We start from the raw sequence: 17,251 nt of genomic DNA, 5'->3' as shown, positions 1-17,251 counted from the left end.
TATAGGGTTTATTTTTTGACTAGTTTAAGGTTATAAAATCGATATAAACTATCATAAGAGACTAATTCATGTAAACGTTGTTTATCTCTAAATAGTCTGTTTATGGTTATGTGTATATAGCTTGATAATAAATCGTTTATATTCAAGTTATATTGTAATTCTTTTTGTGGTAGTATTGTTTTCAATATTTCTAACTGCTCTTTTTTAGTATTTAACAAATCGATTAAAGGTTGATATTCCGTATGGCTTTTCATTTCCATAAACTCGATGAGCTCTTTTTTTAAACTAGTATATTTTTTATAGAGCTGTGTGCTTAACATTTTGGTTGCGTTAAACTCAGTTTTAAAAGCTTCTCTATGCTTGTTTGTGAAATTAAGTTTATCGTGTATTGAAAAATAAAAAACGTCAAAAATAGTATTTATAGAGCGTAATGCAAACATGAAAAGTAGGTCATCATCTTCAATTAATTCTAAGGCTCTAACACAGATGTTACTATCTATATAAAAAAAATGTTCTGTTTGTTTTATGTTATTTGCGCCATAGCGTTCTATTTCTCTGTTATACGTATCTGTTTGCACTCTCCATATCATATCACTTTCTGTATACTTAGATATTGTTTTGTTAACGAGAGCTATAATATTTCCTAATTTTTGAATGTCTTTACAATGGAAGCGAATTCGTAAATGAGGGTTTGGGTCTGAGTATCTAATAAAAAACCATTGATCTATTAGGTTATTTGCTAGTAATTTTTCAGTAAGAGGTTTTATACAATCAACTAAAATCATATCAGCGGTTCTTTTGCCACAATATAATTTATAGTACAACCATTCATCTCCTAATATAAAAGTTCGTTTCATTATAGAGTTGTGGGGTTTAATTTTTCTTGGTTATATAGTGTAATGATACATTCGTTTGTGAATTTTTCATTTTTTCTATTCACAATGGTTTGTTCTGTGAATAAAAACTCTTCGAGTAAGAATTGCTTCTTGTTTTTAATCGTACCTAATAAAAGCTGTATGCTGTCAAAATTTTCTAAATCTATTAACAATGTATTATCACCTTCTACCAATTGAACATATTTAGGAATCTGAAAACAGGCTCTCCATTTTTGGAATGATGGCATCAATAACGCTTCATTTTGATAATGAACTAGCGTGGCTTCAATATCTTCTTTCTTCAGAAACCATTTTGCTTTTGATAAAATGGTGTCTTTATAAACTACCCTTGGTAAAAAGGAATGATTATTGGCTAATTTAGGCCATGAAAAACCCAAATACTGTTTCTTGTGCTGTGCTTGTAGGTCACATAAAAAATGATAGATAGGTAGGGCTTTAGATTCATATTTATGTGCATTGGTAAGTCTTGGTAATATTTCTTTATTCAATCTTTTTGAGGTAAGAATAATTTTGTTGTTTCGTACGGAAACCCATAGGTCGTCAATGGTAATTTGCTGGGATAAAGGCAATGTAGATTTTGCCAAATAAGGAATTTCATAAGCCCTTAAATGCTGTCTTTTTAAAATATTTCCCGTTCTTGTTTGAGGAAGATGAGCAATCTCTGCTAAAATTTTGTCAGGTTGCATTTGCTGTTCTATATGGGTAATATGTTTTAAGTGTTTTGATAGTTCTGTATCTCCATAAGAAAAACGAGCCAACAAGTTTCCTGCGTTTGCACTTAATCCATGTACAACAAGACACTCTTTATGATCTCTTTGTAAAACTTCTGTAAAAACCATTAAAGTGTCTGGAATATGATTCCAATCAGACTCAATATCCTCAAAATCCTCATCGTTAAGAACTATTGTGTACCGCTTATTTTTTGCTGCGTTCAATAGCTTTGAATAAATAATACTATCAATTTCACTCCAAACATTGGTTTCTTCGGTACTCATTTTATTTTGAGGAAGTATATCTCCTAAAAATGGAGTAGTATCAGAAATGTGTTGATGTTGAACATACCCAATTCCTAGTTCTACGTCCAAAACTTGCGCTAATGGCATTTCTCTAGTTTCATACCGTTCTAGAAATGATTTTTTGAATTGTTCTAGCTTTTGATTAGGGTGTAAAGGAGATAATTTATTTAGTAAAGGAAGTAATTTCTTAATGGTATAACCATGTTTAATCGCTAGTGTATTCTTATCAGTTTTAGCAAATAGATCAGTTTGAAACACATATTTTTCTTCATACGGAATATCAAGTTCTTTAATGGAGTTAAAGCAATTCAGATAGGGAATAGAATTATTTCCTGTTTTTTCATCTATCAATGTTAAATGATGCTGTAATTTTTTTAAAGTAGAAATAGTTTGTTTTGTGTTTTTTAGTGAATCTAGCTTTTTAACAAGTAAATTAAAAGAGTCATCTCCCGTTACATTTACTTCTAGTTCACTTACCAGTATTTGATTTACTACTAATGACTCTACAAACTCGTTGGCCTGTTCAAATGAAATATCGTTATCTACAATTGCATTTGCCAAATGATCCATTGGTTTCCCATGGGTAGCTGCTTTAAGCACTGTTTCCAAATAGGATGAATATTCTAGACCTTCGATACTATACGTTCTTTTTGCTTTTTCTAAGGTATATTCAATATATCGATATTGATTCCCCAGTTTGTAAAGTGTAGAGTTTGGAAAAAATAATAATTGTTTTTTAATCATTGGATTCTTCAAAAAATGATTAAAAAGAGAAACTACATAATTGGTGTCGAATTTGGTTATTCGTTTATATTGCTCAACGGGTTTTAATTCAATTTCAGAAGTTTTACTAAAGCTCCCAACAGATACCCCAGCAAATAATCCAAAAGGGGTAGATCTTGTCGTTGCTCTAATAGCATATTTCAAAAGTGTATGATCCAATTCTAATGTTTTTGAATTGGAATTTATGTTTTCTTTTAAATAACTAGATAATTTAGTATATAAATAAGGAGAGGCTAAGAAAATAGCCTCTTTGAATACGTCGTTTTCCCAAGCGCTTTTTAATCGCTCAACTCTGTTCGTATTCACTTTAAAAATATTTTTGTAAATATTGAGGGGTAAAGTAGGTGTTCTTAAACAGTAATTTTCTAAAAAATGATACGGGTTTTTGTTTTTTTTCATTGGATTAGGTAGCAGGATAGGAATACAAATATAGTTATTTTTAGATTTTACCTGTGTTTGGTTTAACGCATTAATATTGTGGGTTTTATGCCGTATCTAGGTTGTTTAAATTTATAAATTTCACGTTGAAATTTATAAATTTGAGAAAGTGCTGTTTTAAAATTGACTGATTTATATATTTATTTGTGACAAGGAAAGTTAAAAGTGGTTAAAAAATATTCATTCAAGATTTTCCTTGATTCAAATCTATTTCGAGATTTTTAATCTAAAACATTTATTACAAAAAATAACTCATTGTGACTGAGAATAGCGAAGCTATGTCTAAGAACCAAAAAAATCCTAATTTCATATGAACTTTAAAATTGGATGGCATGTAATATATGTCAAATCTCGTTGGGAGAAGAAAGTATATGAGTCTTTACAAGAGATTTCATTAGAGTCGTTTTTACCACAAGTAAATACCATTCGACAATGGAGTGATAGAAAGAAAACAGTCTTACAACCATTATTTCCCTCATATGTATTTGTTAATATAAACTCTTCACTAGATTTTTATAAAGCATTATCTGTAAATGGTGCTTGCGCTTACATTCGCTTTGGAAAGGAATATGCGCGGGTAACAGAAAGGGAAATTAACCAAGTTAAATTGTTGATTGAGGACAAAAATATTAGTGATTTAAAAACAGCAACAAACCTTCCTAAAGCAGGGGAAGCTAAAAAGATTATCCAAGGACCATTAGCTGGTTTGGATTGTGAAATTGTTAAAGTAGATAACTATAAAAAAATCATTGTAAGAATTGCTTCATTAAGGCAAAACATTGTTGCAACAATATCTTCTCACATATTGGAAGATAAAAAAACCAAAAACGCTGTATTGAGTTAAATCTACAAAACTCATACCTACTGTATTATTTCACAAAACCATAAAAACTACCATTATGACAAATTCTATATTCCATCGTACACAATTTTTTAATCGAGAAGAATTAAACCTTATAAAGAAAAGTGTTTTACAGAATAAGGCAAACTCTCAGGCTAAAAATATGATTGAGCTAAAAAATATTGAAGGGATACACGAAAAGTTACATCATTTTTTTATGGAAGAACTTGGAGAAGAGGTAGATTTCTTGAACTCATTCATCTTTTTCGCAAGCAGCACAACAATGGAGTCGAGGATGAAATCTGGTAATATGGGATGGCATACAGACGGATCTTGTTCTGTTGTAGATGGAGACTGTTATAATGTTTGGATACCTATTTACAACGATTCTAAGCATACCGGGCTTGAGATTATATCTGAAGCTAATAATCCGGATTTATACGCTCAATTTGGCGATCCTACTGAGATTCCAATGATTTATTCCAAAGAAAACTCTAAGGAAGTTTTTGGTTTTTTTGGAGGTGCAATACCTGAAGATACAGATTTAATACTTGTAAAAGTAGCCTCAGGTTTAGTTTTACCGATATCAAAAAAGAATTTGCATATAGATAGATATGAAAACCCAGCGGCTGGTGATGTTATAGTGTTTAAACAGTCTGAGTTACATCGAGGCTTTCATGATGGCGGAATTCGTATTCAATTGAGCTTGAAATTCAAACTCAAAAATGCTAAAATCAATAAAAAACCGACAAATCAGTTTTACAAGCTTTTCGAATCTGTTACTCCAGGTGAAAAGAATATCAATGATTATCAGAAATTTTTAGGGTTTATTTTTCCACAAGAAAAGCTTAGTAAGCATGGAAGCTTAGAGAATGAAACGATAAGCTCTCTATTACATATGAGTATGTAATATATAACCTTTTTTTTAAACTACCAATCTACTCAGAATGTCCACTCTTATTGACTTTTTACATAGCAAGAATAACGATGAACTTGTAATTACTTTTATAGAAGGAAGTACTAATGAAGTAACCCTTAATGGGGTAGAGTTGCGAAAAAAAGCATATAAGGTTTTAGCTTTTTTGCAGAGCAAAGGAATGAAGCCCAAACAAGAATTGGTTTTTCAAATAGAAGATAATACTACTTTTATTATTGTATTTTGGGCTTGTCTTCTTGGAGGAATTATTCCTGTACCACTTACTCAAGGTAGAACAGAAGATCATTATCATAAGTTATTTAATGTTTGGAAATTATTGAAAGACCCGTTCCTAATCGTTTCGTCGGGATACTTTTCAAGAATAGAACAAAAAGCTACTTTATTTAATGTAGCTTCCTTATTTTCTGAAATAAAACAAAGTACATTATTTATTGAGGATATATTTTCAATAGAAGATGCAGCAATTATAGCTGAAGTAAAAGAAAATGATATTGCATACATACAATTCTCATCAGGATCTACGGGAATCCCTAAAGGAGTTACGCTAACACATAAAAATTTAATAACGAATGTTGGAGGAATTTTAAATGGAATAAAAGCACCTTCAGAAGGAGATTCATTCTTTTCTTGGATGCCTTTAACACATGATATGGGGCTTATAGGGTTTCACTTAACGCCATTCTTGGCCGGATGGCATCATTATATTATGGCAACTAGTCTTTTTATTAGACGTCCTCTTTTATGGTTAGATAAAATTTCTGAACACAAAATAACATTTACGGCATCTCCTAATTTTGGGTATAGTTATCTCATTAGACGATTCAAAAAAGATAGTATAAAAAAACTTGATTTATCAAGCTTACGTATTATTGTTAATGGGGCAGAGCCTATTTCTGCTACTTTATGTGATGAATTCTATAATGTGTTTTCTGATTATGGCCTTCAAAAGAATGTTATTTTCCCAGTATATGGCTTAGCTGAGGCTAGTTTGGCAGTAACGTTTTCAGAACCATTAGATTGTGTTAAATCCATTAATATTCACAGAGATCATTTAGGGGTAGGAGATCAGATTCAAATAACTGATAGGGAAGATGCCCTATCATTGGTTAATGTAGGAAGTCCGATAAAACATAGTTATGTTAAGATTGTTGATTTTGATAAAAACCCTGTTCAAGAAAATGTAATTGGTGAAATTCAAATAAAAGGAGATAACGTTACTGCCGAATATTATGGAAATAAAAGCATAACAGAAAGAACAATAGATAAAGATGGATGGTTAAGTACAGGTGATATGGGGTTTTTTTATCAGGGAGATCTCTTTGTTAGTGGAAGATTAAAAGATGTGATTTTTATTAATGGGCAAAACTATTATGCTTATGATTTAGAAAGTGTTTTAGATGGTGTTTCGGAAATAGAACTTGGAAAAGTAGTTGTGGCGGGCCATACTAATTTTGAAGGAGAGAATGAAACTCTTGTTTTTATATATTTTAAGAAACCTCTTGAAAAGTTTATAAACATTATTGCCGCTGTAAAAAAGAAAATTAATCATGTATTTGGTTTTGAACCAGACCATGTTATTCCAGTAAATGAGATTCCTAAAACTACAAGTGGAAAAGTACAACGATATAAATTAATAGAACGTTATAACAATTCAGAGTTTAATAGTGTTTTGACTACAATTAAAGAGTATCAAAACATAGTAGATGAGAAGAAAGGTTATGAGAAGGCAAATACCGTTGTAGAGAGTAAAATTGCAGACGCTTGGAATGATGTGTTAGGACATAATCGTTTTGGTACCACAGATAAATTTTTTGAAGTAGGAGGGAATTCATTAAAAGGTGCTCAAATTTTAAACGCTCTTCAAAAAGAGTTTCATATAGATTTTGATTATCATCAACTATATGAAAAACAAACGATTAAAGAGATTGCAAATGAAGTGGAAAACAGTAAAAGTATAACACCTTACCAAACCATACCTACAAAAGAAAAACAAGAATGGTATCCACTTACGTCAATGCAAGAGCGTTTATACTATTTCTGGCAATTAAGTCCTGAGGCTACGGCGTATAATGTTCCGTTAGCAATTCGTTTTCATGGCCAGTTAAACGTTGAGCAACTAGAAGATGCTATAAATGATGTTGTTAGAAAGCATGAGGTATTAAGAACGTACTTTACCGTTAAAGATCAAAAACCAAAACAAGGTTATATTGAAGCTATACAGGTAAACATAAATGTTGTTGACATCGAAATACAAGCTCTTGATGCAGAACTAAGAAATAGGGTTCAGCCATTTGATTTACACCAAGGACCTTTATTCCGAATGGAACTTTTGAAGGAGTCTAAAGACACACATGTTTTGTTCATCGATATTCCTCATATCATTATTGATGGTGTATCTATGAGTTTATTACTTAAAGAAGTATTCAATAAATATCAAGGAAATACTATAGATACATTAGATATACAGTATAAAGACTATGTTGTATGGAGAAATGATTTTATAGAAACAACTAAAGGGAAAGAGCAACAAAAATATTGGTTAAAGAGATTAGCAGGAGAATTGTCAACATCTGAACTTCCCACAGATTTTAAGAGACCTAGTATTTTTAACTACGAAGGAGGGAAACACCCTTTCAGTATAAAACAAGAATTAATAGATCAACTTAAAATAGTTGCTCAAGAAGAGAAGGTATCTCTTTATATTGTAATGTTAGCAACGTATACAATTGCGTTATCTAAATATATGAGATCGGAAGAGGTAGTAGTAGGAATACCAGTTTCGGGTCGTGGTCATTATCAATTACAAGGATTGCTTGGAATGTTTGTTAATAATCTAGTACTTCGTAATTTTCCTTCAGGAAAAATACGTTTTAGAGATTATCTTCAAGAAATAAGAAACAATACACTTAATGACCTTACCAATCAGAATTATCCCTTTAGTCAGTTAATTAAAGATTTAGAGGTTAAAAATGACCCTAGTGGGAGTCCACTTTTTAATACCATGTTTGTATATCAGAATATGGACATCCCTACCTTAGAAACAGCTGTTTTAAAAACGACTCCATACTTTTTTGATTCAGGAATAGCAAAATTTGATTTGACTTTAGAAATTATAGAAAAGCCAGATCAAATGGAGTATTATTTTGAATATGCAAAAGCATTGTTCAATAAAGAAAGTATTATAGAGTTTACAAAACATTACAAGCAACTGATCAAGCAGATAGCAGTTAATCCAGATCAACTGCTTTCTGACATGACATTAGTTTCTAATGAAGTATTGCAAGAATTTTTCTTAATAGAAAAAGCACCGATAAAATTCACTTCGTTAGAGGTCCACGAAATAATAGCTTCTCAAGTAAAAACGTATCCGAACTCTGTTGCCATATCTATGGGAGCAAAGACGATAACCTATTCTGAACTGGAACAAAGATCGATAGCCTTAGCGAAAAATCTTCAAGAAAAAGGAGTGAAAAAAAATACTCCGGTAGCAATTATCTCGAACAGACATATTGATTTTGTAGTTTCAGTTTTAGCGGTATTAAAGGCAGAAGGGTGTTTTATTCCAGTGGAAGCAAATTACCCAGAAGATAGGATTCAATTTATTATTGAAGATTGTGGAGCTCAGGTTGTTTTAGCAACCGATACCATAAGTAAGAACCCATTATTTAAAAAGACATGGGAATCAACGCCTCTAGAAGAGATGGAACTGGTATTATTAGAACAGATTGCAGATGTTGAGATAAAAACTATTGAGAGCGATTGTAACTTAGCTTATATCATATATACTTCAGGTTCTACAGGGAAGCCTAAAGGCGTAAAAGTGGGGCATAGCTCATTAATGAATTATTTAGAATGGGCTAGAGAAGCATATGATATTGATCAAAATTCAACTTTTCCGCTGTATACTTCTATTGCTTTTGATCTAACTTTAACATCAATATTCTTACCTCTTATTTCGGGAAGTTCCTTGGAAATTTATCAAGATACGGATGAGCAATTATTAATAGAAAGTGTATTACTAGATAATCAAGTAAAGTTATTAAAAGCGACTCCTTCACATTTGAAGATTATGAAAGAGTCTTCTATATTAAAAACTGGAAAAAACCAGAGTGTTTTAAAGACCTTAATTGTAGGAGGAGAGGGGTTCAATGCACAATTAGCTAAAGAGATCACTGATCTTTTTGAAGGAAATATTAAGATATTCAATGAATATGGCCCTACAGAAACGACCATTGGTTGTGTAGTGCATGAATACAATACTTCGCTAGATAAAGGAAATAATGTTCCTATCGGAAGAGCCATCGCTAATACTCAAGTGTATGTGTTAGATGAGTATCAAAAACCTGTTCCTCTAGGAATTGCTGGAGAATTATACATCGCAGGAAAAGGGGTGTCTGAAGGATATTTGAATCGAGATGAATTGACAAAAGAAAAATTCATTTCCAATCCCTTTATTCCAAAACAATTAATGTACCGCTCTGGTGATTTGGTAAAAAGGAAATTAGATGGGAATCTCGAATACCTAGGAAGATTAGATGATCAAGTAAAAGTTAATGGATATAGAATAGAGCTAGGGGAAATCGAGGAAACAGTAGCTACCTATAAAAAAGTTAAAGATGCTTTAGCAGTTTATAAAAAAGGAAATCCTTTAAGTGTTTATATCACAGTTGATGATCATGAAAACATAGCAGAATTTCAGGAAGGAATAAAAGCGATGTTACGAAAACAACTTCCTGATTACATGATTCCAACACATATTATCCCTATAGATAAAATTCCACTTACAGGAAATGGAAAGGTTGCTTATGATCAATTGCCAAAGCCTATACTTAATTTTAACCAAGAAGTAGTAGCACCGAATTCAGACATAGAAAAAATACTAGTAGAAGCTTGGAAAGATATTTTAGAAAATGCTGCGATGGGCGTAACTAATAATTTTTATGAAGAAGGTGGAGATTCTATAAAAGCAATACAAATAGCATCTAGGTTGTATGAAAATAACATAAAAGTTAATGCCAAAGATATACTCACGTACCCTACCATTAAGCAATTGACAAATTATGTAGAAATTATAGAAGTACATGAAAATGATGAAGAGTTAACAGGAAAGGTATTGGAAAGAAGTCCTATTCAACATTGGTTTTTTGAGAAAAACTTAGAAAACCCAGATTTCTATAATCAATCAGTTTTATTGAAGTGGATCGGGCAGGTTGAGGAAGAAAAGATAAACAAGACTTTTATTGAACTATTTAATCATCATGATGCGCTAAGCTTGAATTATGATGACAATGAAAAGACTTTTTATTATAACAAACAAAAGGATAATTTACCTTTTGAATTAGAGAGAATACAGCTTGAAGAGACGTTCAATAATCTTGCAAAAGGTGATTTACAAGAATTGCTAGTTTCTATAAAAAAATCAATAAAAATTACAGCTACATCATTATTGAAAGTAGCAATTTTAACAATTGAAGACATAGATTACTTATTTATCACAGCTCATCATTTAATTATTGATGGTGTCTCTTGGAGAATTTTATTGAAAGATCTTTACGAAACCTATTTTACTGTGGCCAATGGAAATGAAGCGAAGCTTCCTAAAAAATCGGCATCATTAATAACGTATCAAAATGAATTAAATGAACTTTCAAAACAATTCACGGAAACAGAAATCTCTTTTTGGGAAGAAATAGAGCAAAATGAATTCGAAATCTACTCGAATAAAATACCTGAAAATAAAGTAAAAAATCAAAACGTAATAACTACTGAATTATCTATTGATGATACTTCCTTTTTACTTAGAGAAGCAAATGCAGTTTTTAATACAAATACCGAAATACTGTTACTAGTTGCTTTAACAAAAACTATTGCTGAAGAATACAAAACAAACCGAGTTACTTTCGAATTAGAAGGTCATGGTAGGGATTTAGAAACTATAAATACCTCAAGAACAATAGGATGGTTTACCTCATTGTATCCATTGCGTTTTGAGAATTCTTCTTCAATAGAAGAAGCTATAAAAAAGACTAAAGATCTTATAAAGAGCATCCCTAATGGAGGGTTACATTATGGAGTTTTAAAGTATTTAAGTAAGCGACTAAGCAGCGAAACACCTAAAAATAATATTCGATTCAATTATTTAGGACAGTTTTCAAAAGAAACCTCGAACGATCTGTTCTCTATAGTAAATGAACCTTTAGGCATTGAATCTGATCCTGAAAATGATACTGGTGTCATGTTAGAGTTTAATCTTATGGTATTGAATGATACCTTAAAAATACAAGCACATTATTTACACGACGTAAACACACATGATCTTATTAGGAAAATAGTTGATACGTTTAAAGAAAATATTCTTAGCATACTTGATTATCTCAGAGATGAAGATGATATACATTTTACTCCTTCAGATTTTGAAGCAGCTTATTTAGATAATGATGATTTAAAAATTCTATTTGAATAAAACCAAAACAATTTTTTAAAAAATTAATCAAAATAACGATTACCAAGAAGTCGAAACTCAGATTATTTGTGATTTAATAAGAGGTTTAATCTCACTAATTATTATCAAAAAATTCAAAAATCAAAGAATAGTAATACCATTTATAATTTTTTTAAATGATATAAAAATTACTGAGAAACAGTAAGGAATCTGGTAATATATCCTAATTAAAAATAATGAATATTAAAATAATCTAAAAATATGATGTTAACTAATATTTTGCAAAAAGTAGGTGATACACCTCTTATGACTATAAAATTAAATGATAATGATTTAATTAAGGTCTGTATGAAATTAGAATTTTACAATCCAACAGGTAGTGTAAAAGATCGTGCAGCGTCATATTTAATAGATAAGGTTTTAAGTACAGGAGTTATTAACGGTAGAACTACACTTATAGAATCTACTTCAGGTAATTTCGGGGTAGCACTTTCTGCATATGCCAAATTTAATGACCTTAAATTTATTTGTGTTGTAGATAAAAATACCCTACCAGTAAATAAAATGCTAATTGAGTTTAATGGGGCAGAAATAATTGAAATAGACACTCCTGATGTTAATGGGGGGTACTTACTGAATCGAATCAAAAGAATAAAACAAATTTTAGCAGAAAGAGAAAACATGTACTGGGTAAATCAATATGAAAACCCACTGAATGCTGAAGCATATTATAATTCGTTAGGAAGTGAAATGTGTGAAGAAGCTCCAAACGGTATTGATTATGTTTTTATGGGGGTCAGCTCTGGTGGAACAATTACTGGGGTATCTAATAAAATAAAAGAATGTTTTCCTAATGCTAAAGTAATTGCTGTTGATATCAGTGGCTCAGTAGTTTTTGATAAAGAGCCTAAAAAAAGGTATATACCAGGAATAGGTTCAAGTATGAAGCCACCAATTTTAAAAGAAGCCAAAATAGATGACGTGGTTTGGGTTGATGAAGTAGAAACTGTTTATGGTTGTAGGGAACTATTAGAAAAACATAATATTTATGCAGGAGGATCATCTGGATCTGTTTATGTAGGAATAAAAAAATATTTTGAAACAAAAAAGGTTACGACTTCCACAAACGTTATGTGCATCATGGCAGATAAAGGAGACCGTTATCAAGACACAGTCTATAATGACGAATGGTTTGATAAACTTAAAAATAAAACACTTAAAAATTAATAATCTCAATATATAAATATATGGTCTATTTAAACGAAAATCACATCAAGGAATTAGGTTTTAATTGGGAAGAGAACCTTAGAACAATTCAGAAATCTGTTGAGTGTATGATCGAAGAAGATTATTCTCAACCTATAAAACCGTACTTACGTTACAAAGAAAAAACAAATAGAATAATAGCAATGCCAGCATTTGTTGGAGGAGAAATAAATAAGGCAGGGATAAAGTGGATTTCGAGTTTTCCAAATAATATAAAAAATGGATTACCTAGAGCCCATAGCGTTGTAATTTTAAATGATGCTGACACAGGTGTTCCTTCAGGAATATTGAATAGTGGATCGGTTTCTGCAATAAGAACAGCTTCTGTGAGCGGAATGGTAATGAAACGCTATTTAGAAGCAAAGGATCCAAAGAACGTTAAAGTAGGTATTGTTGGTTTCGGACCTATTGGGCAATACCATTTAGATATGTGTTATAGTCTTTTAAAAGATCGATGCGATGAAATTCGAATTTTTGATTTGAAAGGAGTGAAAACAGAGGGAATAAGGGATGAAATTAAAGATAAAATTACGGTTGTAAGCTCTTGGGAAGAAGCGTATCAAGATGCAGATATTTTTATGACTTGCACAGTGTCTAAAACTACCTATATAGATATGCAACCTAAGCCGGGTTCATTGCATTTGAATGTCTCATTAAGAGACTATATGTCAAAAACGTTTGATTGGTTTTCAAAAGCGATCATTGTAGATAATTGGGAGGAAATTTGCCGAGAAAATACAGATATAGAAAATTTTCATTTGGAAAAGGGATTACAAAAGGAAGATACCATATCTATTCTTGATGTGGTGAGATCCAATATATTTTTGACGTTAGAAAGTGATCAAGCCGCAATATTTAATCCTATGGGCATGGCCGCATTTGATATTGCAATATCTGAGAATTATATAAAGAAAGCGATTAAAGAAAACATTGGGGTGTTTTTGAATTAGTAATTTAATAAAGCTAAAGGGTAAGTAATATTATTTCTAATGTTTATTTACTGAACATAATTATTTGTGAAAATCCCCCTATTGATAGGTAACCTCCAGTTTTAGGGAGTTATACGATTTATAGATACATATTTCGTGTATAGGTATTGAATTATTTTAAGTTAGTTTAAGGCATAAAACTTTAGCATAGCCAAGCTATGGTTAAGTTTTATAACGCAAAAATAGCTACAAAAGAAATAATAGATATGCGAAATATTTATTTGTAAATCGTATTACTAGGTATAGTCTAATAATCAGAGTGTAAAGAGAAATTTTATAAGTAGAATAGATTTAGTAGGAGTAGTGGGAAATGGTGTATTTGAAAAATAATAGGTATTAATTACTCCCCCTTGAAAGTAATTTTAAAAAGTAAAAACTATAATTGATGAAATTCAGAATTAAGAAGATAACGAGAAACCCATTTTTATGGGTATTAGGATTATTATTTGTTCTAAGTATAAAATCTTGCATAAAAAGTAATCAGAAAACGGGAGCTGAAATAACAGTAAATGGAACGAAAATAGCTGTTGATTCACTGGAAAAGAGATTGATGTTTTTAAAAGAAGATATTGGTATAACTGGAATTTCTGTGGCTGTAATTGATAAAAATAAGATAGTATATAGTAATGCATTAGGTGTTAGAGCTGCAGAGAATAAAGATAAAAAAATTGACATTGAGACAGTTTTTGAAGGATGTTCATTGTCAAAAAGTTTTGTTGTTTATTTAGCATATGATCTATTGAATAAAGGGTTGCTGGATATGGATAAGCCTTTACATGAATATCTGGAGTACGAGCCTCTTAAGTATGATTCAAGATATAAAGAAATAACAGCGAGAATGGTTTTGAGTCACAGTTCTGGAATAGAGAATCATAAAGTGAAAAACAACCCAGAACTTCTTGAAATAGTGGCAAATCCTGGAGAAGAATATGTGTATTCTGGAGAAGGCTATATTTTTCTTGGTGAAGTTATTAAAGAGATTTTAAACAAACCTATTGAGACCTACATGAAAGATGAAGTATATGAACCTTTAGGGCTGAAAAGAACGTTTACAACGTTTACACAAATAGATAAAGGGCAAGAAAAGAATTTTGCATTTGGACATAATGTTTTCGGAGAACGATTAGATAATCTTGAAACCGATTGGCCAAGTTTATCTGCCAGAATATATAGTAATGCAAAAGATTACGCCAAAATGATGATAGGAATTTGTAAAAAAGAGAACTTAACCAAGGATAGATTACTTGATCCAGTTTCAAAATTGAATCTTAAGAATTTATATTATGGTCCTGGGTATGAAGTTTTTTATAGTGGTGAAGATACCATATTAATGCAAGGAGGTAACAATGATGGTTATAAAGGTTTTGCTTGTTATTCGGTAAATACTCAATCTGGATTTGTGTTTATGGCTAATTCTGATCGTGCAGATAAAATTGTTGCTTCGCTTAATGACTTATTGACTCATTATGATTTGACCCAATATTTTGATAATATTTATAATAACCAGTATCCAAGCCATGCGAATGCTGTTTTTAATATTTATAGAGAACATGGTGTTAGTGCAATGAAAAAAGAAATTGATGAACTCGTGAGCAATGAAAAGGAAATGATGACTGTAAAAGATGTCATAGAATTGGCTTACTACTTCAAAGATCGAGAATATGAAGTGGTGAAAGATATGGTTGACCGTTATACAAAGATGAATGACAAAGTAAATTTAGATTTTATTTACTCACGTTGGTTAACAAAGTAATGATTGATGAGAAAGTAATAGGGGTAGTTGGAGGCATGGGGCCAGAATCAGGTGTAATGCTTTGTAATTATATCAGTGCCTTAACTCCGGCAACTAAAGATCAGGAGCATCTTTCTATGATACTGATGTCTTTTCCTAGGCATATTATGGATAGAACGGCATTTTTAAATGGTGAAATCACTATAAACCCTGCCTATCAAATAGCTAAAATTATTGAGAAATTAGAGAATGCCGGAGCCACAATTATTGGCGTTGCATGCAATACAGCACATTCTGATAAAATTTTTAATGTAGTTAAGAAGGAGTTGGAAGAAAGAGAGAGCTCAATAAAATTATTACATATGCCTCAGCTAACATGTGATACCCTAGATTATCAATTTCCTATGGTAAAAAGAGTTGGGGTAATTTCAACCAATGGAACCTATAAATCAAGAATCTATGAAAATCTTTTAAAAGAGAAAGGATATGAGGTAATTCTACCTGATTTTGAGTTTCAGAATAAAGTAATCCATAGAATGATATATGATTCTGATTTTGGAATCAAAGCCAATTCAAATATCCGAACGAAAGAAGTAGAACAGTTAAAAAATAAAACATTAGATTTTTTTTATGAGAATAATACTGAGGTAGTTATTCTAGGATGTACAGAATTATCGTTAGTGTTTTCTGAAAACATCTCGGGAATCAAAGTTATAGATTCTACCATGTCTTTGGCGAAGGCTCTAATACATGAAGCCTCAGTTGCTATGCCCAAAGCAATTATTTAAGTTTAAAAATTAAGCAACGAAACTATACATATTATGAGTGACACATTGCATAAAACCAAGGAACAAGAACTAAAATCTATTGCGAAACCTAAATTAGGAATTTTTTATCCGATATTAACTAACAGTAGTAGTTCAAAAGGATATGATGATGTAATAAAGGTGGTAAAACAGGCAGATAAAAATAAGTTAGATGTATTTTGGACAACTGACATTGAGGCGAATAATACAACACCTTCATATAGCAACCCTTCTATTATTAATGCTGCATTGTCTATGGTTACTTCTAGAATAAAAATAAGAGGAGAAAGTGCCATTGTTGCCAATCAGGACCCACTCAGAATAGCAGAAGAATGGTCTGTGATTGATAATGCTTCTAATGGTAGAGTTGGATTATCAGTTATTGGGGCAAACAATATGCAAGAAGACCAAAAGAAAATTCAACAAAAGATTGAAGTTGTCCGTACATTATGGAAAGGAGATAGTATTGCAAGAAGAAACGGTACAGGGCAGGAAGTAGCACTAAAAATATTTCCTAAACCCATTCAAAAGGAATTACCATTATGGGTATCTATAAAGGAAAACGATGACGGTATGTATAAAATGGCAGGAGCTATACGTGCTAATATATTGATCTATTATTTAGGTGAAAACATTGAAGACCTAGAAAGGAAAATTAAAATATACCAGAAGGCTTATCGTAATCAAAATAGTATAGAAGGAACAATTTCATTGGTACTTCCGACCTATTTAGTAGCTCAAGAAAAAGAGCTTCAACCGATGTTAAATACAGAGTTAATGCAATATTTAGAACATGTTGATTCTTTTTATAAAATGCTTAACAATATAAGTTTAGAGGGAAGTCTTCAGCATTTCTTACATAAAAACTCACTCATTGGCACCGAGAAAAGCTGTATAGAATTTTTTCGAAAAATCACAGCTATTGGCGTCAATGAAATAGCTGGCATCATGGCTCCTTCAATGAACTCAAATGGTATATTCGAATTACTTTCTACCCTAAGAAACAGTTAACTTAACTATAGATAAGGATATGGAACTGTTTTAACGAAATAGTAGAGTCAGTTCAGCTATGAATACAACTCATTCCTTAAAATCATTTAAGCAA

General features: G+C 31.2%; 10 protein-coding genes. 8 read left to right on the top strand and 2 right to left on the bottom strand.

Annotated features, from left to right (window positions below; genetic code table 11):
- Positions 1–8: 8 nt before the first annotated feature.
- Complete coding sequence (locus tag AC2TDS_RS06635; RefSeq protein WP_484738320.1) at positions 9–857, bottom strand: thiopeptide-type bacteriocin biosynthesis protein; 849 nt, start codon at positions 855–857, stop codon at positions 9–11.
- Complete coding sequence (locus tag AC2TDS_RS06630; protein ID WP_484738319.1) at positions 857–3,001, bottom strand: lantibiotic dehydratase family protein; 2,145 nt, start codon at positions 2,999–3,001, stop codon at positions 857–859. The genes AC2TDS_RS06635 and AC2TDS_RS06630 overlap by 1 nt, the downstream gene beginning before the upstream one ends.
- 442 nt (positions 3,002–3,443) lie before the next feature.
- Here AC2TDS_RS06630 and AC2TDS_RS06625 point away from each other — a divergent pair, with 442 nt between their 5' ends.
- The 8 genes from AC2TDS_RS06625 (at position 3,444) to AC2TDS_RS06590 (ending at position 17,157) form a co-directional block, all read left to right on the top strand.
- Positions 3,444–3,977, top strand: a complete 534-nt coding sequence (locus AC2TDS_RS06625; protein ID WP_484738318.1) for a UpxY family transcription antiterminator — start codon at positions 3,444–3,446, stop codon at positions 3,975–3,977.
- Positions 3,978–4,032: 55 nt separating this feature from the next.
- Positions 4,033–4,884, top strand: a complete 852-nt coding sequence (locus AC2TDS_RS06620; protein ID WP_484738317.1) for a hypothetical protein — start codon at positions 4,033–4,035, stop codon at positions 4,882–4,884.
- Between the two features lie 37 nt (positions 4,885–4,921).
- The gene (locus AC2TDS_RS06615; RefSeq protein WP_484738316.1) at positions 4,922–11,374 is read left to right on the top strand and encodes a non-ribosomal peptide synthetase; all 6,453 of its coding nucleotides are present in this window, start codon (positions 4,922–4,924) and stop codon (positions 11,372–11,374) included.
- Between the two features lie 240 nt (positions 11,375–11,614).
- Positions 11,615–12,580, top strand: a complete 966-nt coding sequence (gene sbnA / locus AC2TDS_RS06610; protein WP_484738315.1) for a 2,3-diaminopropionate biosynthesis protein SbnA — start codon at positions 11,615–11,617, stop codon at positions 12,578–12,580.
- 20 nt (positions 12,581–12,600) lie between these two features.
- Positions 12,601–13,569 carry a 2,3-diaminopropionate biosynthesis protein SbnB gene (locus AC2TDS_RS06605; RefSeq protein ID WP_484738314.1) on the top strand — a complete coding sequence of 323 codons (969 nt, stop codon included), beginning with the start codon at positions 12,601–12,603 and terminating at the stop codon, positions 13,567–13,569.
- 424 nt (positions 13,570–13,993) lie between these two features.
- Positions 13,994–15,361 carry a serine hydrolase domain-containing protein gene (locus AC2TDS_RS06600; RefSeq protein WP_484738313.1) on the top strand — a complete coding sequence of 456 codons (1,368 nt, stop codon included), beginning with the start codon at positions 13,994–13,996 and terminating at the stop codon, positions 15,359–15,361.
- Positions 15,361–16,128, top strand: coding sequence for an aspartate/glutamate racemase family protein (locus AC2TDS_RS06595; protein ID WP_484738312.1), 768 nt, complete (start codon positions 15,361–15,363; stop codon positions 16,126–16,128). The genes AC2TDS_RS06600 and AC2TDS_RS06595 overlap by 1 nt, the downstream gene beginning before the upstream one ends.
- A gap of 33 nt (positions 16,129–16,161) precedes the next feature.
- Positions 16,162–17,157, top strand: coding sequence for an LLM class flavin-dependent oxidoreductase (locus AC2TDS_RS06590; protein ID WP_484738311.1), 996 nt, complete (start codon positions 16,162–16,164; stop codon positions 17,155–17,157).
- Positions 17,158–17,251 lie beyond the last annotated feature (94 nt).

It is taken from the genome of Tenacibaculum profundicola, from assembly GCF_057220795.1.
The sequence above is the reverse complement of the archived record's forward strand: the minus strand, read 5'-3'. Positions and strand labels throughout refer to the sequence as shown.